Consider the following 21,493-nt stretch of genomic DNA (forward strand, 5'->3'; position numbering starts at 1 on the left):
TGCATATTCGCCCAATTGATGTGTCTTGTTAGGGAATAGCGCGCAAAGGCGCTTTCAGGCAAGAGACGTGCATCGACAACCCTGTGACAAGGAATTCACCCATGTCCGATCTCAAGTCCGATCTCATGTCTGCCGGGCGCCTGCGCCGTATCGTTCGCCTGACCATCACCCCCGGCCGGGGCGCGGAGGCGCGCGCTGCCCTTGCCACGCTTCGTGACGCCACGCTCATGGAGCGGGGCTGCGAGGAATTCGATTTCTACCAGCAGATCACCGACCCGGATCAATTCATCCTGATCGAGGATTTCGCCGACGATGCGGCGCTGACCCTCCACATGGAAAAGCCTTATACGCGCGCCTTCTTCGATCTTGGACTCCTGAAGGGCGGCGTTCCGATCGCCAGGGCGTGGCTGTCATGAACCAGATTTCGCCGGCCGCGCCGGCACCGCGCAAGGCCCGGACCTTCAGGCTCCGACGGCTTCCGTCTGCAAGCCGGGTCGTCGTCATGCCGATGATCCTGTCCTTGCTGATGTCGGGCATCGTCGCTTCGATCGCCACCCTCAGGGCGATCGGCCTCGCCCCGGATCTCGCCGCCGCCATCCTCAAGGCCTGGGCCATGTCCTATGTCGTCGCCTGTCCCTCGGCCATGCTCGTGATGCCGCTCGTCCGCCGCATCGTCGACCACCTGGTCGAGCCCCCCGTCGCCAATCGATAGGGCCGGAGAGGGCTGGTGATCGTCAGCCCTTCTCCGCCAGCCAGTCGCGCAAGGCGGCTCACTTCTGGTTCGCCTGGATCATGGCCGGAAGCCGGGCCAGCAGGGTACCAAGAATGGCGAGGTTGATGATGTAACGGACGGTTCTATAGACGAGCGAGGGATCCTTGATGCAGGCGTCGTATCCCGGGATCATGTTGATCAGAAGCAAGGCAAACCGATAGGGCCCGTATGGCGACTGAGGGCATCGGTCGTCATTGTAGCCGAACGCGGTGAAAGGCAGCAGCAGCGTCGTGCTCGTCATGTAAAGGGCGGCGATCAGGCAAAGCGCGAGAATCAGCGGCTTGGGACCGGCATAGACGGTTTCGAACGGGTTGGGCATGGTGAAGCCCCCGCGTCCCATCGCCAACTCCGCGGAGACGATTCCCTGGAGGCCGAGAATAACCAGGGACAGCTCGCCGAATGCGATGACCAGTGAGACATAGGCGAGCGCCGAAAGTATCCACGACGCCAGCGCCGGGAGATGGTCCGAATACTCGTCGGTCAGGATGCAGATGATGCAAATGGCCATCAGCACGAGCAGGGCTCGGATGGGATGCAGTCTGCTTCCGCCGGCTCCCGAGCCGAAGAATACACGCCGAATGATCACGATTGTTCCCCGAATATTTCGCTGATGTCCAATCCGCTGAGGATGAACAGTGCGCCGTAGAGTTCGTAGGTGAAGGTCTCGTTGTTATGCCCCTCGACGGAGAGATCGGCCAACCGTCCCTGGGACAGGCGGCCGAGGCCATCCGGCTTTATGATCCAGAAGCCCGATGAAGGCTGCCGCTTTCGTGACAGCATCCTCTTGAGTTTACGGCCAAGGTTTTCTTCGAGTGTGCCGTATTCCCCCGCCTCGCGGACGATGCCCTCGTCATAGTGATGGTCGATGCGGCTGCAGATTTCCTCGGCGGTCAGGTTATGGAATTTGGTCACGAAGAAGAACTGCGGTTTGCCCGGTCGCTTCAGTTCTCGGACGAAGGCGTATGGAACGATCGTGTATTCGCGGGAGTCGCGGGGAAAGCCGGTCTCGTACCAGATCTCCCGCCGCATCGCTTCGGTCAGGTTGGCGCAAAACAGCTCGGTTGACTGTTGCTCGGCGGCGGCTTCGATGTCGCTCCACTCGAGAACCCCTGAGGAAAAGCAGTGCCAGCCCTTGTTCATTGCCCCAAGCCGAACCTGAACATCGTCCGGGCGCAGCTTCTGCCGATTGAAGTTCCGGTACCGGGCAATGATGTTGTTGTCCGCATCCAAGGCAACAGTCGCCACCCCGATCGTGTTGGCCTGCACGCACCGGCTGAGCGGTTTCAGCCTGCCGTCGGCTTCGGTGTCCATCTGGCGTAAGGTCTTGCCCTCGAACGGGCTGCGATTGTCCTCGTTGATCTTCGACGAAAGGGGCAACTCGATCTCTTTGTCGGCGGTGATGTTCGTGCCGATCTGATCCAGATAGGTGGCCTTGGCGATCGTGATTGTTTCGCCGTCCAGGCTGCAAAGCCGGACGGTGTCATTGATCTCGCATTGCGCGAGCGAGGCGTCGAACTGGCTGTGGAACCGGGAGAAATTCGGATTGGCATCTTCCGGTGACGCCGCGACGTTCAGCCGTCCGATCTCGGCATTCGCCTGCTTTACGATATGGGACCGGAGGTCCGGATGGGGCAGCCAGTATCCGGACTCGTTGCAGTTGCTGAGGTCGACCCGAAGCCTGAGCGCGGTGGCGTCGATGCCTGAAGACGGTCCCGTCTCGCCGAACCTGACCAGGATCGGATCCGTGTACCAGAAGAGCTTGTCGATGCTTCTCCTGTAGAACGGGTGAAATTGGCGAAGTGATTTCAGCGTTTCCGCGAGCTCGATCTTTTGCGGAATCGGAATCTCATCCATTCGGGTCTATTCCTGAAATGTACTGCTGAAATCGTGGATCGGTTCAAGTCTCCGTATTTTCAGTGTCTTCCGCCTGTCTTTCAAGGGGACTGTTGTGCAGGGGCGCTAAAATACGCCTCGTCCCTCAATCGCAGTCCGGCGCGAGGTACGCCCGGGCTGACGATCCAGCCGTCGGGGCGGGCGTCGAGGCGGGCGGCCGAAAGCATGGCCGCCCGGCCGAGATGGGGATGGTCTTCGATCGGGTTGGTGACGATCGGCGCCCACGAGCGTTGCCGCAAGGCTCAGGACGCGGCCGCCAGACGGTTGACGTCGGTGGTCGTGCGGGCCGAAGAGGAGTCCAGAGCCTGCATCCCGCGCATGCCATCGGCTACCGAAGTCACCGGGGAATAGCCAAGCTCCTCCCGCGCGCGGCCAACATCGACAGTGAAATCCTTGCCGATCAGCCGCAGCATTTGCCGGGTGATCGGCGGCTCGCCTCTGAGGCGGAAGATGCTCCAGACCGTACCCATCACACCGGCCATCGCCCAGGCGAGGCCGAATGGCACCGCGCGGTCCTTCGGCGTCACGCCGCGGCTGTCGAGAAGGCGCGTCAGGAATGACTTCAGCGTCGTGTCCTCCCCGTCGCTGACGAACCAGGCTTTCCCGCCTGCTCCGCGATCGGCGGCGAGGATCAGCGCGTGGCAAAGGTTGTCGACATGGCAGGTGGAAAGGGCCTGTGCGCCGCCCGCGACCCATTGGAACTGCCCCGCGCGGACCGTCTCGACCATGTGGTCGAGGGCCGGCATGTCCGGACCCCAGACGAAGGGGGGACGGATGGCAGCGGTGGAAAAGCCCGCGCGACGGCCGTTCGCCGCCAGCAGCACCTCTTCCGCCTCGGCCTTGGATGCCGCGTAGGGGGCAAACGGCATCCTGTGCAGGGCCATGTCTTCGGTCACGCCATGCATCGGTTCGGGTCGGCCCATGACGACCGCTGCGGCGCTGACATGGACGACGCGGCGCACACCGGTCCGCTCCGCCGCCTCGACGACGTTTCTGGTGCCTTCGACGTTGATCCGGCGGAACAGGTCCGTCGGCCCCCAGAGCTTGAAGTGCGCCGCGACGTGGAACACCACCTCGACCCCGTCCATCGCGCGGGTCAGCGCGGCGCGGTCCGAGAGATCGCCCTCAAACGGTTCGGCGCCGAGCGCCTGAACGCCAGCCCGCGCCTCGGCACTGCGTCCGAGCGCGCGGACGCGCCAGCCCTCCGAAAGCAGGCGGCGGATGAGATGTCCGCCGACGAAACCGGATCCACCGGTGACAAGGGCGAGGCGTGACGGGCTCTGGGAAGCGGTCTGGCTCATGACGATCTCCTGGGTGTCGTTTGTCCCAAGGTGTCACATGCAGTAATGTTACACAATACAAAATATGAAATCTGTTACATGTTGCGGAAATCCGGCATGTCAGCTAGAAGCTGCCCATGACGAACGACGCGCCTGATCATCGTGACCGCATTCTCGACATTGCTGCCGAACAAGTCCGCCGCTTCGGCGAGGCCAAGACAAATGTTGTCGATATAGCCAAGGCCATGGGCCTGTCGCACTCGGCGATCTACCGGCACTTCCGGTCGAAGGCCGATATCTTCGACGCCCTTGCTGCGCGGACGATGGCCGAAGAGGCCGATCTGGCGGCCCGCTTCGCGAAAACCGATGGTTCTGCGGCAGAGAGGCTACGAGGCCTCGTGGTGGCACTCCACCGCAGCAAACGTGCCAAGCTCGGTGAAGACCCGGAGATCCACGGTCTCTACCGCAGGATCATCGCCGAACGCCCGGACCTCGTTGCCGACTATGCGCGGCGCATGACCGCACTCGTCCGTCAGGTATTGGAGGATGGCGTGGTGCGTGGCGAGTTCCGCATCGGGGATCTTGACGTTGCTGCCGGGGTGGTGCGCGACGCGGTCACGGTCTTCGTGCATCCTGCCCATGTCGAGCAGGCTGTTGTGGCCGGTCTTGATATGGAGCCAAGACTTCACGCGGTGGTCGATAGCCTGGTCTCGGCATTCGCGGCAACCCGGCCCCATCTCGGCCAGTAATAGGGCCGAGGTTGCGTTGATCTGCTCCCCGCTCAATCCCAGTCCGGCGCGAGATGCCCCGGGCTGACGATCCGGCCGTCCGGCCTTGCAAGGGCGGAGATCGCGGTCATTTCCTCGGCATCGAGCGAGAAGTCGAAGACGGCGAAGTTCTCGGCGATCCGGCTTTCGGTCGCGGTCTTCGACAGCGCGATGACGCCCTGCTGTTGGATCAGCCAGCGTAAGGTCACCTGGGCCGCCGTCTTGCCGTGGCGCGCGCCGATGTCCTGCAACAGGTCCTCCTTCGGCACGCGACCGTCCGCCATCGCGTAATAGGCGGTGACCGACATGCCGTAGGAGCGGGCGGCCGAAAGCACGGCGGTCTGGTCGAGATAGGGATGGTATTCGATCTGGTTGGTGACGATCGGCGCCTTTGACAGCCTGACGGCCTCGCCCATCAGCGCGCAATTGTAGTTGGACACGCCGATATGGCGCACCTTGCCGGCATCGACCAGCGCGTTCAGCCCCTCGATCTGCTCGGCGAGTGATACGGGGCTTTTGGGCCAATGCAGGAGCAGCAGGTCGACATGGTCGGTCTTCAGCTTCCTCAGGCTCTCGTCGACCGACGGTCCCATGTCCTTGCGGGCAAACCGGTCGACCCACACCTTGGTCGTCAGGAAGATGTCGCCGCGCGGAATGCCGGAGGCGGCGAGCACGTCCCCGACCGCAGCCTCGTTGCCGTAGATCTGTGCGGTGTCGACATGGCGGAAGCCGGTCTTCAGCGCCAGCGGCAAGATCGCCGCGACGTCCTCGTCGGGCATGCGGAAGGTGCCGAAGCCGAGAGCCGGGATATGGGCGCCGTTGGCGGTGACGAACTGCATGGAAGAACTCCTTCTCGAATGTCGGCAAAACAGGGCGGCGGATGCGCGGCAGGAGCCGCCTTCGCTTATTACATGCGCCAATCCTTTCCGGCTTCAAGGTGGCATTGCGGCGCGCCGGTGCTGCTGTTAGCGTCCCGAAAACAAGAGAGGGCTTCATGCGCAGTACCAAGGTCATTCATGTCGTCGGTTGTCACGCGGAAGGGGAGGTCGGCGACGTCATCGTCGGTGGTGTCGCACCGCCGCCCGGCGACACCGTCTGGGAACAGTCGCGGTGGATCGCCAGGGACCAGACGCTGCGTAACTTCGTCCTCAACGAGCCGCGGGGCGGCGTCTTCCGCCACGTCAACCTGCTGGTTCCGCCGAAGAATCCGCGCGCCCAGATGGGCTGGATCATCATGGAGCCGGAGGACACCCCGCCGATGTCGGGGTCCAACTCCATCTGCGTGGCGACCGTGCTGCTCGATTCGGGCATCCTGCCGATGACCGAGCCGGTGACGAAACTGGTGCTGGAGGCCCCCGGCGGGCTGATCGAGGCGACCGCCGAGTGCCGCAACGGCAAGGCCGAGCGCATCACGGTGCGCAATCTTCCCTCCTTTGCCGACCGGCTCGACGCCGTGATCGAGGTCGAAGGCGTCGGCACGCTCACCGTCGACACCGCCTTCGGCGGCGACAGCTTCGTCATTGCTGACGGCCGTGCCCTCGGCTTCTCGATTGCGCCCGACGAGGCGCGTGACATCGCCGTGATGGGCATGAAGATCACCGATGCTGCCAACGAGCAGCTCGGCTTTTCCCATCCCGATCCCGACCGGGACTGGAGCCACATCTCGTTTTGCCAGATCACCGCGCCGGTGGTCTACGAGAATGGCGTGGCGACCGGCGCCAATGCGGTGGCCATCAAGCCCGGCAAGATCGACCGCTCGCCGACCGGCACCGGCTGCTCGGCCCGCATGGCCGTGCTGCAGGCCCGCGGTGAACTGAAGGTCGGTGACCGTTTCGTCGGCCGCTCCATCATGGGCTCGGAGTTTCACTGCACGATCGAGGCCGAAACCGAGATTGGCGGCAGGAAGGCGATCATCCCGACCATTTCCGGCCGCGCCTGGATCACCGACACGCGGCAGCTGATGCTCGACCCCGATGACCCCTGGGCCGGCGGTTACCGTCTGTCCGACACCTGGCCGAAGCTCTGAAGAAACTCCGGCAAGAGCGGGAACCGGTCTTGCGTCGGGCGTTGTGTTTGGATGCTAAACCGGAAAACCCGATAGGAGGCTGCGATGACGAACAAGGAGCGCCCGGCATGCATCGCGCATTGGCGTGATGTCGAAGGCCCGGACAATTCGCATTACGATGGCGACGACGAGCTGATGTCGATCGGGGCGCCGCTTGCCCGTCATTTCGGCCTTACCCGGCTCGGCATCCATCACGAACGGCTGCCGCCCGGTCGCCGCACCTCCTATCCCCATGCTGAAAGCGCCGAGGAGGAGTTCGTCTACGTGCTGACAGGTACCCCCGACGTCTGGCTCGACGGGGTGCTGCATCGCTTGAAGCCGGGCGATGCGGTCGGCTTTCCCGCCGGCACGGGTCAGTGCCACAGCTTCATCAACAATAGCGCGGAAGAGGTGACGCTGCTCGTGGTCGGCGAAACGCGGAAGACCGAGAACCGCATCTATTACCCGAGGAACCGCGATCTCGCGGACAAACGCAGGGATTGGTGGCACGACTGGCCGGAGCGGCCGATTGGCCCGCATGACGGCCTGCCGGATGTCCGAAGGGATGGCCAGGACTAGACCTTGGCTCTCAGGCCGCGTTTCGGAAAGTCGCCAGAGCCAGCGTCAGCACGAAAGCGCTGACCACGACGACCAGCGTCCAGACGAAACCGTTCGCGCCCTCGACCTTCCGCCGCAGGGCGTCTGCCTCCAGGAAAACCGGCGAGAAGCAGGGCGGCAGGCAAGCGAATTGCCTATTTGCGGACGGCGATGCCGGCTTCGAGGGCTGCCTCGATGAAGGCGCGGCGGGCGTCCTCGTCGCTCTTCTTGCCGGCCACCACGTCCATGCAGACGAGCAGTGCCTTGTCGAGCGCCGTGCCTTCCTCGGTCGGCCAGTCCTCGATCAGTGCCCAGGACGCCGCTTCCGTGCTGTCGATCGTCACGTCTTCGCCGTCCTCACCGAGGGCGAGGGTAACGGGTTTGCTCCAGGGCTTGCTCATCGGGTCGGGCTTTCGGAAGAAAAAGGAGTTTGGGTCCCTGCCGGCATGGCAGGGCATTGCGTCGCTTTCTAGCGAAGTTCGCCCTTGACCGCTACGACGAAGAGCCGCGGAAATCGCAAAAGAACACGCCCGTCGGCCATCGGCGGATAGGCGCGGGCGATCCGGGCAGTGTAGTCGGCGACGAAGGCATCGGCATTGTCCGGTCCCGCGGCGTCGAGATAGGGGCGAAGGCCGGTGCCCTTCACCCATTCGACGATCGCCTCCGCATTCGCCATCGGGTGATAGTAGACCGTGTGCCAGACATCGACCCGCAGGGCGTTTTGCGAAAGCCGTTCGAGATAGCCGGCCGGTGAGGGGAGCCGCTGACGCCGGAGCCGCCCCCCGGCAAATGCCGGCGCCCAGGACCCCGCGGCCCCGGTCTCTTCCATCAGAAGATGCGTCGGCTCGTCGAGGTTGTCCGGCATCTGCATGGCGAGAACCCCGCCGGGTGCCAGATGATCGAGAAGACGCTCCATCAGCGACAGGTGGTCGGGGAGCCATTGCAGCACGGCATTGGCATAGAGAAGGTCGGCCGGCCGGTTCGGCCGCCACGTGGCGAGATCGGCCTTCACGAACGGTGTGCCCGGCAGCCGCGTGCGCGCCTTGTCCAGCATGTCCGGATCGCTGTCGAGGCCGGTGACGGCGCCTTGCCCGAAACGGTCGATCAGCAGTTCGGTGGAGTTTCCCGGCCCGCAGCCCAGGTCGAAGACGCGGTCTGCCCTCTCGAGCGGCACCTGCGACAGCAGGTCACGCGCCGGCCGGGTGCGCTCTTCCTCGAACTTTAGATACTGGGTCGCGGACCAGGCCATCGCGTCATGTCCTTGCGGTGTGAGAGCGTCGGGGGGGGGGGGGGGAGCCGCGCCCCGACGCCCCAACTTCTAGCCCTGCGGCTCCGTCTTGCGCAAGGCGGTCGGCAGTCAGCCGATCCGTCCGTTCGTCCGCATCAGTCCGATGAAGAACAGCCCGCCGGCAAGGCCGGTGATGATGCCGATCGGCAGGTCCTGCGGCGGGATGACGATGCGCGACACCATGTCGGCCCCGACGAGGAAGATGGCCCCGGCAAGCGCCGAAAGCGGCAGCACGCGGCGGTAGTCGCCGCCGACGGCAAAGCGCACCACATGTGGCACCATCAGCCCGACGAAGGAGATGATGCCGGAAAAGGCGACGGCCGCGCCGGTCAGCAGCGCCGAGACGACGAACACCACCAGCCGGAAGCGTTCGGCGGAAATCCCGAGCGTCGTGGCGTTCTCGTCGCCGAGCGTCATGGCGTTGAGCCGCCGGGCATTGAAGACGAGATAGGCGCCACAGACCACGAGGGCGACCAGCGGATAGGGCAGGTGGCTCCACTGCGCCAGCCCCAGCCCGCCGAGCATCCAGAACACCACCATATGGGTGGCGCGCGGGTCCCCGAGGAAGATGGCGAGGCTCCCGAGCGAACTCACCACGAAGGAGATCGCCACCCCGGTCAGCACCAGCCGGCTGGCATTGGTGGCGTGCGCGAAGCGGGCGGTTGCGACCACCAGCGCCGTGCTGGCGAGCGCCCCGAGAAAGGCGAGCAGCGGCACGGTCGCCAGGCCTAAGAACATGCCGGTATGCAGGAGCGCGATGATCGCGCCGAAGGCGGCACCCGACGAGATGCCGAGCAGATGCGGGTCGGCGAGCGTATTGCGGGTCACGGCCTGAAGCGCCGCTCCGACCAGCGACAGGCTTGCCCCGATCACCGCGCCGAGGATCACCCGCGGCAGGCGCACCTCCCAGACGATGGCGTCGCGGCCCGCTGACCAGTCGACGACGAGGTTCGTCGCGCCGAGATGGCGGGCAATGACCTTCCAGACCGTATCGAGCGGGATGTTGGCCGCGCCGACGCTGACGCCGACCAGCATCATGCCGAGGAGGCCGAGCGCGAGCCCGGCCACCAGAAGCGGCAGCGCATGGATCAGCGCATGGCACGGACCCTTGACGAAATGCCGGTGGCTCATCAGTTGACCGTCGGATGGAAGGCGCCGGCCAGCGTCTTCACAGCCTCGACATTGCGCGGACCGGGTGTCGCCTGCGCATAGGGCAGCACCACGAAGCGGTTGTTCTTCACGGCGGGAATGTCCTTGAAGGCCGGGTTCTTGCGCATGAAGTCGGCCTTCTGCTCGGCGGTGACGTCGCCGTAGTCGACGATCACCACGACGTCCGGATTGCGTTCGATCACGCCTTCCCAGCCGACCGTGGTCCAGCTCGTCTCGACATCGTCCATGATGTTCTTGCCGCCCGCCGCCTCGATCAGCGCGGTCGGCATGGCATAGCGCCCGGCGGTGAACGGCTTGTCCTCGCCCGAATCATAGACGAAAACCTTCGGCATCGGGGCATCCGTCGGCACCGCGGCGATCGCCTTGGCGATCTCGGCCTTGTAGCCGTCGACCAGCGCCAGCGCCTGCTCCTCGACGCCGAAGATCCGGCCGAGATTGACGATGTCGGTATACATGTCCTCCATCGAGGACTTGTCCTTCTTCATGATGTGGATGCAGCTTTCGGTGAGCGCATAGACCTTGATGCCGAACGGCTCGAGCGTGTCCGGCGTCACCTCGCCACCGACCTTCATGCCGTAGTTCCAGCCGGCGAACAGGAAGTCGGCATCGGCACCCAGCAGCACCTCCTTGGTCGGCTGCTGCGGGGCAAGCTCCGGCAGGTCGCCGAGGCGGGCCTTCAGTTCGCCGTCCATCTTGTACCAGCCGGAAATGCCGGAATAGCCGGCCATCTGTCCGGTCAGATCGAGCGCCAGCATCATTTCGGTGAGGTTGATGTCCTGCGAAACGGCCCGCTTCGGCGCGGCCTCGAAGGTCACGTCGCGGTCGCAGCTCTTGACGGTGACCGGGAAGCCGGAGGCGAGCGCACTAGAGGCGGCGAGGGAAAGCATGGCGGCAAGGCAAAGGGAACGGTGCATCAGAAATTTCTCCTTTATTAGAAACTGTGGTCGAGGTGGAAGGAAAAGCGCGGGCGCCCCGTCTTAGGGTGGCGTTCGACGGTGGTTTCGACGGCGAAGGTCTCGCGGATGGTCTCCGGCGTCAGCACCTTGAGCGCCGGGCCGCAGGCAACTTTCCGCCCGTCATGCATGACCAGCACATGGTCGGCATGGGCGGCCGCGAGCGGCAGGTCGTGCAGCGACACGATCACCGTGGTCGGAAGGTGGGAGAGGAGCGCGAGCACCTCGAGCTGGTGGCGGATGTCGAGATGGTTGGTCGGCTCGTCGAGGATCAAGAGGTCGGGCCTCTGCACCAGTGCCTTGGCGATCATCGTGCGCTGCTTCTCGCCGCCGGAGAGCGAGGCGAAGCTGCGCGCGGCGAGATGGGTGAGCTTCATCAGCGACAAAGCCTCGCCGACGGCCGCAAGAGCGGCCTTGCGGTTGCGGCTTTCGGCATGGGGCGTGAGGCCGAGCTCGACCACCTCGGCGACCGTTAGGCCGAAGTCGCCGGCCGGTTCCTGCAGGACGGTCGCCACGCGGCGGGCCACGTCGGGGGGCTCGAGCTGCCACAGATCGGTGCCGTCGAGGCTGACCCGACCCGCGACCGGCCGGTGAAAACGGTAGAGGCAGCGCAGCAGGCTGGACTTGCCGGCCCCGTTCGGGCCGACGATCGCCAGCATCTCGCCGGGGTTCACCGAGAAGGTGAGATCATGGATGATGGTCTGCCGCCGCGTCGGCCCCCAGCTGAGAGCCTCCACTTTCAGTGCAGCAGGTCTAGGCCCGTATAGGGATTCTGAAAGCTCCATCGCTCGCCTCCGCGGTCACGCGGGGGCCAGAACGAGATCCGGTCGGGCAAGAAGCAGCAGTGTAAGTCGCAATCGCCATCGTCGTTTCCCTTGGCACACCCCGGCCAGGTTTCGTCAATCGTCGATGGCAGGTCTCCTGGCTTGCGGGTCATCGCGCTCCCGGGCCTTCCCAGCCTTTCGGCCAGTGGCATGTCCGGTCGAGCTCGCCGCTCACAGTTGCGGGGGCAGCCACGGTCTTGCGCCCTGATGGGTACGTCGCACCGTGTTCCCTTTTAATTCCTCGGGACGCCAGTCCTTGGGAAACCTTCAACGGTGGTTGGCGTAACGATGTTACATCGTGGCGTCAATGGTGAAATTTTGCATCCGCCTGGCCTGCGCGTCACAGGCTGGCAAGGTTCGGCAGGATCAGGTCGGGACGGTGATCGGTGTATTCGTCAGGCAGGTCGAGGCGGTTGATCCACACCGTCCGGAAACCGAATCGTTGCGCGCCCGCGACGTCCCAGCGGTTGGACGACTGGAAGGAAACGGCGTGCGGATAGAGCCGGTAGGCAGTGGTCACCATGTCGTAGACCTCGGGCGCGGTCTTGTAGGCGCGAATCGCGTCGACCGAGAAGACGTCGTCGAGGATCACGTCGAGGGCGGCGTTCTTCACCGCCGCCGCCAGCATCTCGGGCGAGCCGTTGGACAGGATGGCGAGCTTGGCCCCCCGGCTCTTCAGCTCCTTGAGGACGGCCGGCACTTCCGGATAGCAGTCGAGCGTCCAGTAGGCCGAGAGAAGATCGGCACGCAGCGCCCGGTCGACGCCCGGAAAGCGCGCGAGCGTGTAGTCGAGCGCCTCTTCGGTCAGTTGCCAGAAATCGCGGTAGCTGCCCATCAGGCTGCGCACCCAGGAATATTCGAGCTGCTTGGCGCGCCACATCTCGGAAAAGCGTTGGTGCTCGGGGCCGGCCCGCTCGGCGTGGCGGCGCACCGCCGCATGCACGTCGAAAAGCGTGCCATAGGCATCGAAGACATAGGCCGCCGTGGACATCGTTCCTCCCGTCAAAAGCTCCGGAAGTCATAGGCGCCGAAAGGCCGCTCGGCAAGGTCGCGCGCGCCTTCAGCGTCACGCCGGTGCCGCGGCCTTATCGCGTGGCGGTCTCCTCGGCCCGGAGACCGGCGATGTCGTTGTCGATTTCGGTCAGCGCCCGGTCGAGATGCCCCTCGAACACCAGCGTCGCCTCCTCGGGCACGACGCTGATCTCGGGCGGTCCGTGAATGCGGACGTGGAAGGATTGCGACAGTCCCTCGTCGAGGCCGCGGGTGAGGAGATCGATGTAGCGCGTGCCGTAGCCGGTGATGACGATCGGCATGTTGTCGTAGAGGCTGAGCACCCGCGACAGGCCCTGGCCGAGCGCAAGACCCGCCTGGCGGAAGGCGTATTCCGACATGCGATGGCCCTGGCGCGCCCGGTTGGCGATCTTGTCCATCTCGGCAAGCGGAACGAACTTGGCGGGGATGGTGTCGGGCGGCACCTCGAAGGCCGTGCGCAGGATCCCGTAGAAACCGGCCGACGCCTCGACGCAGCCGTAGGAGCCGCAGCGACAGAGCTTGCCGTCCGAGGCGTTCAGCATGTGGCCGAAGTTCGGTGCGCTGACCTCGAGGTCGCCCGACTGTCCCCGCCTCGCGATGCCGAGCCCGATCGAATGGCCGAGCGAAAGCGTGGCGAGCGCATTGAAGGGGCGGGCAGCATCCTTGTCGGCGCGAAGGCCGAGCGCATGGGCGACCAGCAGCGTCTCGTTGTTGACACGGACCCGCGTCTGGGGGGCGAGATCGAGCGCGGTCGAAAAGTCGATCTCCTCGCGGCCGAACACCGGCGACCAGAGGAGCCGTGTCCCGCCGGCATCGACCATGCCCTTGGAACTGACCGACACCGCCGTGATCCGCTCTGGCGCGAGCTTCGATCGTTGTGCGAGCCTCGCCAGCGCGTCTCGAAAGCCGGCGATGAAGGCGATCGGCGAGGAGGCGGCGTGATCGCGGGCTTCCTCGAAACGGTCGATCAGTGTCCCGGTATAGTCGGCGAGCGAATATTGCACGCTGTCGGAGGAGATGCGCGCGGCGATCAGGTAGCTGAAATCGCGCCGCCGGGCAAAGAGCACGCGCGGCCGTCCGCGCCCTCCTGCCGCCGGCTGCTCGCGCCGCTCCAGCGCGCCGATCCGCTCCAGCTCCGCGGTGATGGCCGAGACGGTGGCCGAGGCGAGGCCCGTCGCGGCGGCGATGTCGGTATGGGCGAGCGGTCCATGGCGTCTCAGCGCCGAAAGCACGAGGGCGCTGTTCTGCTGACGCACCATTTCGGTGCTGGATTTCGTCAGCATGGCAGGCGTCCGTTCATGGCATCCCTTCGCGATAGGTCCTGCACAAAAATCATTCGGGGCTGCGGTTTGCAAGCCCTGCGGGAGGCTGTGTTGACAGTCCCGGAATCTTCTGACATTTATTTTCTCGACTGTCGAGAAAAACCATGGGCGGCTTCGCCGGGGCTGGGCAGTATGTCAGGGCGGTCGTCGGGGCGAACGGGAGGTTCGCCGGCGTGCCGTCTTTCAACGGGAGGGTTAAATGAAATCCGTATTGAAGCTGATGGCATGCGCTGCCGTCATCACGAGCCTGCATTCCGTCGCCAACGCCAAGGACCTCGTGGTCGGCGTCTCCTGGTCCAACTTCCAGGAAGAACGCTGGAAGACCGACGAAGCCGCCATCAAGGCAGCGCTGGAAGCCTCGGGCGATAAGTACATTTCCGCCGACGCCCAGTCGTCTGCCGCCAAGCAGCTGACCGACATCGAGAGCCTGATCTCGCAGGGTGCCAACGCGCTCATCGTGCTCGCCCAGGATTCCGAGGCGATCGGTCCGGCCATCGAGAAGGCAGCCGCCGAAGGCATCCCTGTCGTTGGTTACGACCGCCTGATCGAAAACCCGGCTGCCTTCTACATCACCTTCGACAACAAGGAAGTCGGCCGCATGCAGGCCCGCGAAGTGTTCAAGGTGAAGCCGGAAGGCAACTACGTCTTCATCAAGGGCTCGTCTTCCGACCCGAACGCCGACTTCCTGTTCGCCGGCCAGATGGAAGTGCTCAAGGAAGCCGTTGACGCCGGCAAGATCAAGAATGTCGGCGAGGCCTATACCGACGGCTGGAAGCCGGAAATTGCCCAGAAGAACATGGAGCAGTTCCTGACGGCCAACGACAACAAGGTCGACGCGGTCGTCGCCTCCAACGACGGCACAGCCGGCGGTGCGGTCGCAGCCCTCGACGCCCAGGGTCTCGCCGGTTCGGTTCCGGTCTCCGGCCAGGATGCCGACAAGGCGGCGCTGAACCGCGTCGCGCTCGGCACCCAGACCGTCTCCGTCTGGAAGGACAGCCGCGAACTCGGCAAGCGCGCGGCTGAAATCGCCGTCGAACTCGCCGGCGGCAAGAAGATGGAAGAAGTGTCCGGCGTGACCGCTTTCAACGGCGGCCCGAAGGGCGTTGCCATGCAGTCGGTCTTCCTTGCTCCGCTTCCGATCACCAAGGACAACCTGAACGTCGTCATCGACGCCGGCTGGATCTCCAAGGACGAAGCCTGCCAGGGCGTCAAGGGTGATGTTGCCGCCTGCAAGTAATCACTCCCGCGCGGTGTGATCCCGACCTTCGCAAGCGCCGCAACGAAACCCGTTGCGGCGCTTGCACAAGGAGGGTGCGCGGCGGACAATGTCGCCACGCAGGTGTCGAGCCTTCTGACCTTTCGAGGCAGGGCGTCCGGCACGATCCGAACCGCATCATCAGATCCGCCGCTTCGTGCTTCGGCCCTGCCGAAAGAACGGACGGCAATGACAGACAAAGTGGGGGGAGAAGGCGCATCCATGGCCGACATCACACACGCTACCCAGACAAATCCCAGCCGAAACACCGGTGAAAATCCGGTGAAGCGCTTTTTCCGGGCGACCGAGATCGACACCCGCCTGCTCGGCATGGTCGGCGCACTGGTGCTCATCTGGCTCGGTTTCCAGCTCATGACCGGCGGCCTTTTCCTGACGCCGCGCAACCTGTGGAACCTGACCGTGCAAACCTCTTCGGTCGCCGTCATGGCGACCGGCATGGTGCTGATCATCGTCACCCGCAACATCGATCTGTCGGTCGGCTCCGTGCTCGGCTTCTGCGGCATGATCATGGGCGTCATGCAGGCAAAGATCCTGCCGCAATATCTCGGCCTTGAGCATCCGGCGATCTGGATCCTGACGCTCGCCTCCGGCATCGTCGTCGGCGCGGCGATCGGCGCGCTTCATGGCGTCATCATCGCCTTCCTCAACGTGCCGGCCTTCATCGTCACGCTGGGCGGCCTGCTCGTCTGGCGCGGCGCCACCTGGTTCGTCACCTCGGGCCAGACGGTCGCGCCGATGGATGCCACCTTCCGCCTGATGGGCGGCGGCACCGAAGGTTCGATTGGGGCGACGGCAAGCTGGATCGTCGGCCTTGTCGCCTGCCTGGCGATCGTCGCGGCCATCATCAATTCCCGCAAGCAGCGCAAGCGTTTCGGCTTTCCGCTGCGCCCGGTCTGGGCCGAATATTTCCTCTCGATCCTCGGCTGCGCGCTGGTGCTCGGCGCGGTCTCGATCGCCAATCACTACTATTGGCCGACCAATATCGCCCGCAAGTTCGCCGACGCCAACGGCATCGCCTGGCCGGACGGTGGCCTGCAGATCTCGCACGGCATCGCCATTCCGGTGCTGATCGCGATCGCCGTCGGCATCGTCATGACCTTCATTTCGACCCGGCTGAGGTTCGGTCGCTACGTCTTCGCACTCGGCGGCAATCCCGAGGCAGCCGAGCTCGCCGGCATCAAGACCCGTTGGGTAACCGTCAAGATTTTCATGCTGATGGGCATTCTCTGCGCGATCGCCGCCGCGATCTCCACGGCCCGCCTCAATGCCGCGACCAATGCGCAGGGCGAGCTCGACGAGCTCTACACCATCGCCGCCGCCGTCATTGGCGGCACCTCGCTCGCCGGCGGCGTCGGCACGATTGCCGGAGCCATGATCGGCGCGCTGGTCATGCAGTCGCTGCAGTCCGGCATGGTGCTTCTCGGCATCGACAGCCCGTTCCAGCGCATCGTCGTCGGTGTGGTCCTCGTCGTCGCCGTCTGGCTCGACACCGTCTATCGCGCCCGAGCCAAGTAAGAAGGAGTACGCTCATGTCGCAACAACGCACTCCGCTCGTGGAAATGAACAATGTTTCCATCTCGTTCGGCGGTATCCACGCGGTCGAGAACGCCTCGGTCGATCTCTTCCCCGGAGAGGTCGTCGCCCTGCTCGGCCACAACGGCGCCGGCAAGTCGACGCTGATCAAGATCCTGTCGGGCGCCTATCGCCGCGACGCCGGCGACATCCTGATCGACGGCCAGCCGGCCGACATCAACAACCCGCGCGACGCCAAGAGATATGGCATCGAGACGATCTACCAGACGCTCGCCGTCGCCGACAATGTCGACGCCGCCGCCAACCTCTATCTCGGCCGCGAGCTCAGAACCCCGTGGGGCACGCTCGACGACGTTGCGATGGAGGCCAAGGCCCGCGAGGTCATGGGGCGCTTGAACCCCAACTTCCGCCGCTTCAAGGAGCCGGTGAAGGCGCTCTCCGGTGGCCAGCGCCAGTCGGTGGCGATCGCCCGCGCCATCCTGTTCGACGCCCGCATCCTGATCATGGACGAACCGACGGCGGCCCTCGGGCCGCAGGAGACCGCCCAGGTGGGCGAGCTGATCCAGCAGCTGAAGCGCGAAGGCCTCGGCATCTTCCTGATCAGCCACGACATCCACGACGTCTTCGACCTCGCTGACCGCGTCTTCGTCATGAAGAACGGAAAGGTGGTCGGTCAGGCGCGCACCCAGGACGTCACCAAGGACGAGGTGCTGGGCATGATCATCCTCGGCAAATGCCCCCCCGGCGCAATCCCGGGACCGGGCGCGATGCAGGCGGTGTGAGGGGAAGGTCTGGAGTTGACAGGCTGGGGGGCGAGCGTCCCCCTAGTTCGCATCCGGCGGAAAGAGATGCTCGTGTGTCGAAGCAGGTGAAATTCCTAGTTCCTGCTTCGAAGGATGTGCGCAAGAGCCCTGAAAACGGCGACTTGGTTCAAAAATACAGCGATCAACAGGAGAAGAAAGTGGAGTAAAAACTTTTGGCTCACGCCGAAAAGTAAAATAGCGCCTCGGCATTTGTTTCCACAATAATATGAATTTGTGCTAAGAAAATATGAGGACAGGAGCAGCAAAGATATTCCAGGCAGAGCTATTATTGGTAACTTATATTTTTGCGAAGGTAGTTCTTTTAGGTGTTTATGCATTCTGACTTCCAATGATATTGATATTTCAAAGTATATTATCAATCCTGATGCTATTGAACATGCTGAAAATATATAGATATATAAAACGAACGAAATGTCATAAGATTCTGATAGATAGACGGCGAGGCAAGACGCGACGAAAGATATTGTAACTGGAATCGTTAGGATAGATATCCCATCTTTGGCGCCCTTTGAAATGTGAGATTTTATTGAGTAATAAAAAGACAGGAAGAACATGATGTATAGCATTTATTGCTAAGCTTTCGTCGCTTTATTATTTTCACGAATGTAATGGGACGCATCGATTTCGTCCCGGTTCTTCAGGTCGGCCTTGTTTCGCAGCACCTGCGTTCCCGGATAGCACAACGGATCCTCGACGGCGTTGTACCGGATCAACTGTCAGCCCTTCTTGAAAGCTTTGGCGATCTCGTCCCGGTAGCCATCCCCTGCGAGGCCGGCGCTGTCAGCTTGCGTGACGGCGCCTTCGAGGTTGCATTCATCTTCAGCCCCTCGACCGCGGCGAACTCTGCTGCCGTCTCGCTGCCGATCGGGCGGATTACTGGTGTGGCCGGCGATTGGCCGTTTCGGATCTTGGCCGAGTTGTCCATGTCCGACCGTAACATCCAAATGCGTGGCTTGCCTACAAACATGTGCCTCCCATCCCCTCCAATCAATTTCCGTGATCGACCCATTCGCCAAGCGTCTGGAATCGCGACTGTTTCTTGCGTGGAAGCAAATCCTGCACACCGATTTCTTGCCAAGTTGGGCAAGCTTCGACTTTGTTCTTGACCGTCATGCGCCTCCTGCCGTTGACTGCCCGCGACCTGATGATTGGAGACCGAAATGGCTGTCGATACTTCCGCCCTGACCGCAACCTGGACCTATGTCGACGGAGAGTGGATCTCCGGCAATCCGCCGCTGATCGGGCCGGTGTCCCATGCGATGTGGCTCGGCTCGACGGTGTTCGACGGCGCGCGCTGGTTCGACGGCATCGCCCCTGATCTCGACGCCCATTGCCGCCGCGTCAACCGCTCGGCCGCCAACATGGGGATGAAGGCGACCGTTTCCGACGAGGAGATCGAGCGCCTCGCCTGGGAGGGCGTGAAGAAGTTCGATGGCAAGACCGCGATCTACATCAAGCCGATGTACTGGGCCGAACACGGCCAGGCCGGTTCCGTCGTCGCGCCCGATCCGGAATCGACCCGTTTCGCGCTCTGCCTCTTCGAGGCGCCGATGCACACCGCCAAGCCGCATTCGCTGACGCTCTCGCCCTTTCGTCGCCCGACGCCGGAATGCGCGATGACCGATGCCAAGACCGGCAGCCTCTATCCGAATTCCGGCCGCATGATCGTCGAGGCCCGTGCCCGCGGCTTCGACAACGCGCTGGTGCGCGACATGAACGGCAATGTCGTCGAGACGGCGTCCTCCAACGTTTTCATGGTCAAGGACGGTGTCGTCTCCACGCCCGCCGCCAACCGCACTTTCCTCGCCGGCATCACCCGCGCCCGCGTCATCGGGCTCTTGCGTGCGGCAGGCTACGAGGTGCGCGAAGTGACGCTGTCGGTCGAGGATTTCATGGACGCCGACGAGATCTTCACCTCGGGCAACTATTCCAAGGTCGCCCCGGTCAACCGGCTCGACGGCCGCGAACTGCAGGAAGGCCCGGTCGCCCGCAAGGCGCTGGAGCTCTACATGGACTGGGCGCGCACCACGCGCGTCGGCTGATAGCCGCGGTCAGTTCCCGGTCCCGGCGATCAGGCCTTGCGGGCCTGGCGCCGTGTCACGGCCTGGATTGCGACAGGCGCCGGCTCGGCCGAGGGATCGGTCAATGTGCCGTAATCCTCGATCGGCAAGGGCTTGCCGATTAGATAGCCCTGGATATTCTGGCACTGCTCCCGTTCGAGGAAGGAGCGCTGCAGGTCGGTTTCCACGCCTTCGGCGACGACCGGGATGTTGAGGCCTCGCCCGAGCCCGATCACCGCACGGACGATCTCGTCGGCATGGTGGTCCTTCGCCAGCCGCGCGATGAAGGACTTGTCGATCTTAAGCGTGTCGAAGGGGAAGGCCTGGAGATAGGAGAGCGACGAATAGCCGGTGCCGAAATCGTCCATGGCGATCTGCACGCCGAGCGCCTTCAACGCCCGCAGCGTATAGAGCGCGCGTGAGAAATCGCGTACCAGCACGCCTTCGGTGACTTCGAGTTCCAGCCGGGTGGGATTGAGCCCAGTCTCGAGCAGGACCCCCTGCACCAGCTGGACGAGATCGCCGTGACGGAATTGCACGGGCGAGAGATTGACCGAGAGCTTGAGAGGGGTCTGCCAGGTGGTCGCCTCGCGGCAGGCCTCGCGAAGGACCCACTCGCCGATCTCGACGATCAGGCCGCTTTCCTCGGCGACGGGCACGAAGGTCGCCGGCCCCAGCAGGCCGCGGGACGGATGGCGCCAGCGGACCAGCGCCTCGAAGCCGTAGACCGTGCAGTCGACGGTCGCCTGCGGCTGGTAGTGCAGTTCCAGTTCTCCACGCGCGACCGCGCCTTGCAGGTCGCGTTGCAGGAGGCGCTGGTCGTGCATGCGCTTGTCCATGGAGGAATCGAAACTGCGGATCACGCCGCGCCCTTCCGCCTTCGCCCGGTAGAGCGCTGCGTCCGAGCTGTTGAGAAGCGCCGCCCGGTCCTTGCCGTCCTGCGGATAGACGGCAAGCCCGATCGAAAGCCCCACCTTGAGCGTGTGTCCGTTGAAACTGATCGGCGCCTTTGCCGCCTCGCTCAGCCGGCGCGCCAGAAGGTCGGCGCTCTCGGGCTGGTTCGGTCCAGAGGAAAGGAAGCAGAATTCGTCGCCGCCGAGGCGCGCCACGATGTCGTCGGTTCCCAGGCACTGCTTGAAACGGTCGGCCATGGTCGCGAGCACGACGTCGCCCGCCGCATGGCCGAACACGTCATTGATGTCCTTGAAACGGTCGACATCGACCGAGAGCACGCTGAGCTTGCGACGCGTGGCGCGTGCCTCGGCAATCCGGCTGTCGAGCGTGTCGTTGAAGGTGGCGCGGTTCGGAAGTTCGGTCAGGACGTCATGGCTGGCGAGGAAGGACACACGCTTCTCCGCCTGGATCTGGTCGGTGATGTCGCGCTGGGTGGAGAGGATCAGGTCGCCCTCGAGCAGCCTGTCGTGAATGAAGACCGTGCGCCCGCCGATATCATTCTGCGCCTCGAAGACGCCGTCGCGTTTCAGTTTGGCCAGCAGGCGTTCGAAGAACACCTTGGGGTCGTTCTTCCAGTCCCAGAAGGCACCGGAACTGATCATCTCGGCGAAGGTGATGTCCTCGCTCCAGCGCTCCTCGACGCGATAGAAGTCGCGAAAGCTGCGGTTGAGGTAGAGCGGGCGCCCGTCCAGCTGGAACAGCCCCACCGCAACCGGCAGGTTCTCCATGGCCAGTTCGAGCGCTTTCACTCGGCGGGTGAGGGGATCGGAAAGCAGGTCTGTCGCTGTGGTCGCGGTCATGAAATATCGAGCCCAAGTTTGAATTTCAGTATATTAGGAAAAACCTAAACAACCGTTGCGAGGATGGTCCACTGTAGAGGGGCATGGTTAACCGGATGGCAAGG

22 protein-coding genes and 1 riboswitch are annotated in these 21,493 nt (G+C 63.8%); of the genes, 10 read left to right on the plus strand and 12 right to left on the minus strand.

Going from position 1 to position 21,493, the window contains the following annotated elements; translation table 11 throughout:
• Positions 1 to 101: 101 nt before the first annotated feature.
• Both ACX93L_RS12110 and ACX93L_RS12115 read left to right on the plus strand, forming a co-directional pair.
• The gene (locus ACX93L_RS12110; RefSeq protein WP_459405060.1) at positions 102 to 416 is read left to right on the plus strand and encodes a putative quinol monooxygenase; all 315 of its coding nucleotides are present in this window, start codon (positions 102 to 104) and stop codon (positions 414 to 416) included.
• The gene (locus ACX93L_RS12115) at positions 413 to 712 is read left to right on the plus strand and encodes a DUF2798 domain-containing protein (RefSeq protein ID WP_459405061.1); all 300 of its coding nucleotides are present in this window, start codon (positions 413 to 415) and stop codon (positions 710 to 712) included. The genes ACX93L_RS12110 and ACX93L_RS12115 overlap by 4 nt, the downstream gene beginning before the upstream one ends.
• A 58-nt stretch (positions 713 to 770) precedes the next feature.
• Here the strand turns inward: ACX93L_RS12115 and ACX93L_RS12120 are convergent, their stop codons facing one another.
• From ACX93L_RS12120 to ACX93L_RS12130, 3 genes are all read right to left on the minus strand, one after another.
• Positions 771 to 1,358, minus strand: coding sequence for a hypothetical protein (locus ACX93L_RS12120; RefSeq protein ID WP_459405062.1), 588 nt, complete (start codon positions 1,356 to 1,358; stop codon positions 771 to 773).
• The gene (locus ACX93L_RS12125; protein ID WP_459405063.1) at positions 1,355 to 2,626 is read right to left on the minus strand and encodes a hypothetical protein; all 1,272 of its coding nucleotides are present in this window, start codon (positions 2,624 to 2,626) and stop codon (positions 1,355 to 1,357) included. Before ACX93L_RS12125 ends, ACX93L_RS12120 begins: the two co-directional genes overlap by 4 nt.
• A gap of 281 nt (positions 2,627 to 2,907) precedes the next feature.
• Positions 2,908 to 3,966, minus strand: a complete 1,059-nt coding sequence (locus ACX93L_RS12130; protein ID WP_459405064.1) for an NAD-dependent epimerase/dehydratase family protein — start codon at positions 3,964 to 3,966, stop codon at positions 2,908 to 2,910.
• Positions 3,967 to 4,082: 116 nt separating this feature from the next.
• Between ACX93L_RS12130 and ACX93L_RS12135 the strand changes: the two genes are divergently transcribed.
• Positions 4,083 to 4,694: a TetR family transcriptional regulator gene (locus ACX93L_RS12135; protein WP_459405065.1), complete on the plus strand. Its 612-nt coding sequence runs from the start codon at positions 4,083 to 4,085 to the stop codon at positions 4,692 to 4,694.
• A gap of 32 nt (positions 4,695 to 4,726) precedes the next feature.
• On the opposite strand, the gene ACX93L_RS12140 is transcribed toward ACX93L_RS12135, so the two are convergent.
• Entirely contained in the window at positions 4,727 to 5,551 is an 825-nt protein-coding gene (locus ACX93L_RS12140; protein ID WP_459405066.1) for an aldo/keto reductase, read from the minus strand.
• Positions 5,552 to 5,706: 155 nt separating this feature from the next.
• Between ACX93L_RS12140 and ACX93L_RS12145 the strand changes: the two genes are divergently transcribed.
• On the plus strand, positions 5,707 to 6,738 hold the full coding sequence (locus ACX93L_RS12145; RefSeq protein WP_169595592.1) for a trans-3-hydroxy-L-proline dehydratase: 1,032 nt from the start codon (positions 5,707 to 5,709) through the stop codon (positions 6,736 to 6,738).
• 84 nt (positions 6,739 to 6,822) lie between these two features.
• Positions 6,823 to 7,335 carry a cupin domain-containing protein gene (locus ACX93L_RS12150; RefSeq protein WP_459405067.1) on the plus strand — a complete coding sequence of 171 codons (513 nt, stop codon included), beginning with the start codon at positions 6,823 to 6,825 and terminating at the stop codon, positions 7,333 to 7,335.
• A 173-nt stretch (positions 7,336 to 7,508) separates the two neighbouring features.
• Here ACX93L_RS12150 and ACX93L_RS12155 read toward each other — a convergent pair whose 3' ends face one another.
• The 7 genes from ACX93L_RS12155 to ACX93L_RS12185 all read right to left on the minus strand — a co-directional run bounded on the left by ACX93L_RS12155 (position 7,509) and on the right by ACX93L_RS12185 (position 13,903).
• A complete protein-coding gene (locus ACX93L_RS12155) occupies positions 7,509 to 7,754 on the minus strand; it encodes a DUF982 domain-containing protein (protein WP_459405068.1) in 246 nt (81 codons plus the stop codon).
• 68 nt (positions 7,755 to 7,822) lie between these two features.
• Positions 7,823 to 8,602 (minus strand): trans-aconitate 2-methyltransferase, encoded by a 780-nt coding sequence (gene tam, locus ACX93L_RS12160; RefSeq protein ID WP_459405069.1) that lies wholly within the window; start codon positions 8,600 to 8,602, stop codon positions 7,823 to 7,825.
• 108 nt (positions 8,603 to 8,710) lie between these two features.
• Positions 8,711 to 9,772 (minus strand): FecCD family ABC transporter permease, encoded by a 1,062-nt coding sequence (locus tag ACX93L_RS12165; protein WP_459405070.1) that lies wholly within the window; start codon positions 9,770 to 9,772, stop codon positions 8,711 to 8,713.
• Positions 9,772 to 10,725 (minus strand): ABC transporter substrate-binding protein, encoded by a 954-nt coding sequence (locus ACX93L_RS12170; RefSeq protein ID WP_459405071.1) that lies wholly within the window; start codon positions 10,723 to 10,725, stop codon positions 9,772 to 9,774. Before ACX93L_RS12170 ends, ACX93L_RS12165 begins: the two co-directional genes overlap by 1 nt.
• A 17-nt stretch (positions 10,726 to 10,742) precedes the next feature.
• Positions 10,743 to 11,549, minus strand: coding sequence for an ABC transporter ATP-binding protein (locus ACX93L_RS12175; protein WP_459405072.1), 807 nt, complete (start codon positions 11,547 to 11,549; stop codon positions 10,743 to 10,745).
• A gap of 109 nt (positions 11,550 to 11,658) precedes the next feature.
• A riboswitch (cobalamin riboswitch) is annotated at positions 11,659 to 11,872 on the minus strand.
• 56 nt (positions 11,873 to 11,928) lie between these two features.
• The gene (locus tag ACX93L_RS12180) at positions 11,929 to 12,579 is read right to left on the minus strand and encodes a haloacid dehalogenase type II (protein WP_459405073.1); all 651 of its coding nucleotides are present in this window, start codon (positions 12,577 to 12,579) and stop codon (positions 11,929 to 11,931) included.
• Positions 12,580 to 12,673: 94 nt separating this feature from the next.
• The gene (locus ACX93L_RS12185; RefSeq protein ID WP_459405074.1) at positions 12,674 to 13,903 is read right to left on the minus strand and encodes an ROK family protein; all 1,230 of its coding nucleotides are present in this window, start codon (positions 13,901 to 13,903) and stop codon (positions 12,674 to 12,676) included.
• A gap of 238 nt (positions 13,904 to 14,141) precedes the next feature.
• Between ACX93L_RS12185 and xylF the strand changes: the two genes are divergently transcribed.
• From xylF to ACX93L_RS12210, 5 genes are all read left to right on the plus strand, one after another.
• The gene (gene xylF / locus ACX93L_RS12190) at positions 14,142 to 15,179 is read left to right on the plus strand and encodes a D-xylose ABC transporter substrate-binding protein (RefSeq protein ID WP_169595601.1); all 1,038 of its coding nucleotides are present in this window, start codon (positions 14,142 to 14,144) and stop codon (positions 15,177 to 15,179) included.
• A 240-nt stretch (positions 15,180 to 15,419) separates the two neighbouring features.
• Entirely contained in the window at positions 15,420 to 16,733 is a 1,314-nt protein-coding gene (locus tag ACX93L_RS12195) for a sugar ABC transporter permease (protein WP_459405075.1), read from the plus strand.
• Between the two features lie 14 nt (positions 16,734 to 16,747).
• Positions 16,748 to 17,533, plus strand: coding sequence for an ATP-binding cassette domain-containing protein (locus ACX93L_RS12200; protein WP_459405076.1), 786 nt, complete (start codon positions 16,748 to 16,750; stop codon positions 17,531 to 17,533).
• Positions 17,534 to 18,183: 650 nt separating this feature from the next.
• Positions 18,184 to 18,681, plus strand: coding sequence for a hypothetical protein (locus ACX93L_RS12205; RefSeq protein WP_459405077.1), 498 nt, complete (start codon positions 18,184 to 18,186; stop codon positions 18,679 to 18,681).
• A 54-nt stretch (positions 18,682 to 18,735) separates the two neighbouring features.
• Positions 18,736 to 19,617, plus strand: a complete 882-nt coding sequence (locus ACX93L_RS12210; protein ID WP_459405078.1) for a branched-chain amino acid aminotransferase — start codon at positions 18,736 to 18,738, stop codon at positions 19,615 to 19,617.
• 29 nt (positions 19,618 to 19,646) lie between these two features.
• On the opposite strand, the gene ACX93L_RS12215 is transcribed toward ACX93L_RS12210, so the two are convergent.
• Positions 19,647 to 21,389: a putative bifunctional diguanylate cyclase/phosphodiesterase gene (locus tag ACX93L_RS12215; RefSeq protein WP_459405079.1), complete on the minus strand. Its 1,743-nt coding sequence runs from the start codon at positions 21,387 to 21,389 to the stop codon at positions 19,647 to 19,649.
• Positions 21,390 to 21,493: the final 104 nt, after the last annotated feature.

It is taken from the genome of Rhizobium sp. CAU 1783 (assembly GCF_054551725.1).

Bases quoted from the DNA above. Each gene is read 5' to 3' on its own strand.
- ACX93L_RS12135 (WP_459405065.1), top strand. From the start codon at position 4,083: ATGACGAACGACGCGCCTGATCATCGTGACCGCATTCTCGACATTGCT.
- ACX93L_RS12210 (WP_459405078.1), top strand. From the start codon at position 18,736: ATGGCTGTCGATACTTCCGCCCTGACCGCAACCTGGACCTATGTCGAC.
- ACX93L_RS12150 (WP_459405067.1), top strand. From the start codon at position 6,823: ATGACGAACAAGGAGCGCCCGGCATGCATCGCGCATTGGCGTGATGTC.
- ACX93L_RS12175 (WP_459405072.1), bottom strand. From the start codon at position 11,549: ATGGAGCTTTCAGAATCCCTATACGGGCCTAGACCTGCTGCACTGAAA.
- ACX93L_RS12195 (WP_459405075.1), top strand. From the start codon at position 15,420: ATGGCCGACATCACACACGCTACCCAGACAAATCCCAGCCGAAACACC.
- ACX93L_RS12180 (WP_459405073.1), bottom strand. From the start codon at position 12,579: ATGTCCACGGCGGCCTATGTCTTCGATGCCTATGGCACGCTTTTCGAC.
- tam (WP_459405069.1), bottom strand. From the start codon at position 8,602: ATGGCCTGGTCCGCGACCCAGTATCTAAAGTTCGAGGAAGAGCGCACC.
- ACX93L_RS12205 (WP_459405077.1), top strand. From the start codon at position 18,184: ATGGGACGCATCGATTTCGTCCCGGTTCTTCAGGTCGGCCTTGTTTCG.
- ACX93L_RS12140 (WP_459405066.1), bottom strand. From the start codon at position 5,551: ATGCAGTTCGTCACCGCCAACGGCGCCCATATCCCGGCTCTCGGCTTC.
- ACX93L_RS12130 (WP_459405064.1), bottom strand. From the start codon at position 3,966: ATGAGCCAGACCGCTTCCCAGAGCCCGTCACGCCTCGCCCTTGTCACC.
- ACX93L_RS12115 (WP_459405061.1), top strand. From the start codon at position 413: ATGAACCAGATTTCGCCGGCCGCGCCGGCACCGCGCAAGGCCCGGACC.
- ACX93L_RS12165 (WP_459405070.1), bottom strand. From the start codon at position 9,772: ATGAGCCACCGGCATTTCGTCAAGGGTCCGTGCCATGCGCTGATCCAT.
- xylF (WP_169595601.1), top strand. From the start codon at position 14,142: ATGAAATCCGTATTGAAGCTGATGGCATGCGCTGCCGTCATCACGAGC.
- ACX93L_RS12170 (WP_459405071.1), bottom strand. From the start codon at position 10,725: ATGCACCGTTCCCTTTGCCTTGCCGCCATGCTTTCCCTCGCCGCCTCT.
- ACX93L_RS12145 (WP_169595592.1), top strand. From the start codon at position 5,707: ATGCGCAGTACCAAGGTCATTCATGTCGTCGGTTGTCACGCGGAAGGG.
- ACX93L_RS12215 (WP_459405079.1), bottom strand. From the start codon at position 21,389: ATGACCGCGACCACAGCGACAGACCTGCTTTCCGATCCCCTCACCCGC.
- ACX93L_RS12185 (WP_459405074.1), bottom strand. From the start codon at position 13,903: ATGCTGACGAAATCCAGCACCGAAATGGTGCGTCAGCAGAACAGCGCC.
- ACX93L_RS12110 (WP_459405060.1), top strand. From the start codon at position 102: ATGTCCGATCTCAAGTCCGATCTCATGTCTGCCGGGCGCCTGCGCCGT.
- ACX93L_RS12125 (WP_459405063.1), bottom strand. From the start codon at position 2,626: ATGGATGAGATTCCGATTCCGCAAAAGATCGAGCTCGCGGAAACGCTG.
- ACX93L_RS12200 (WP_459405076.1), top strand. From the start codon at position 16,748: ATGTCGCAACAACGCACTCCGCTCGTGGAAATGAACAATGTTTCCATC.
- ACX93L_RS12155 (WP_459405068.1), bottom strand. From the start codon at position 7,754: ATGAGCAAGCCCTGGAGCAAACCCGTTACCCTCGCCCTCGGTGAGGAC.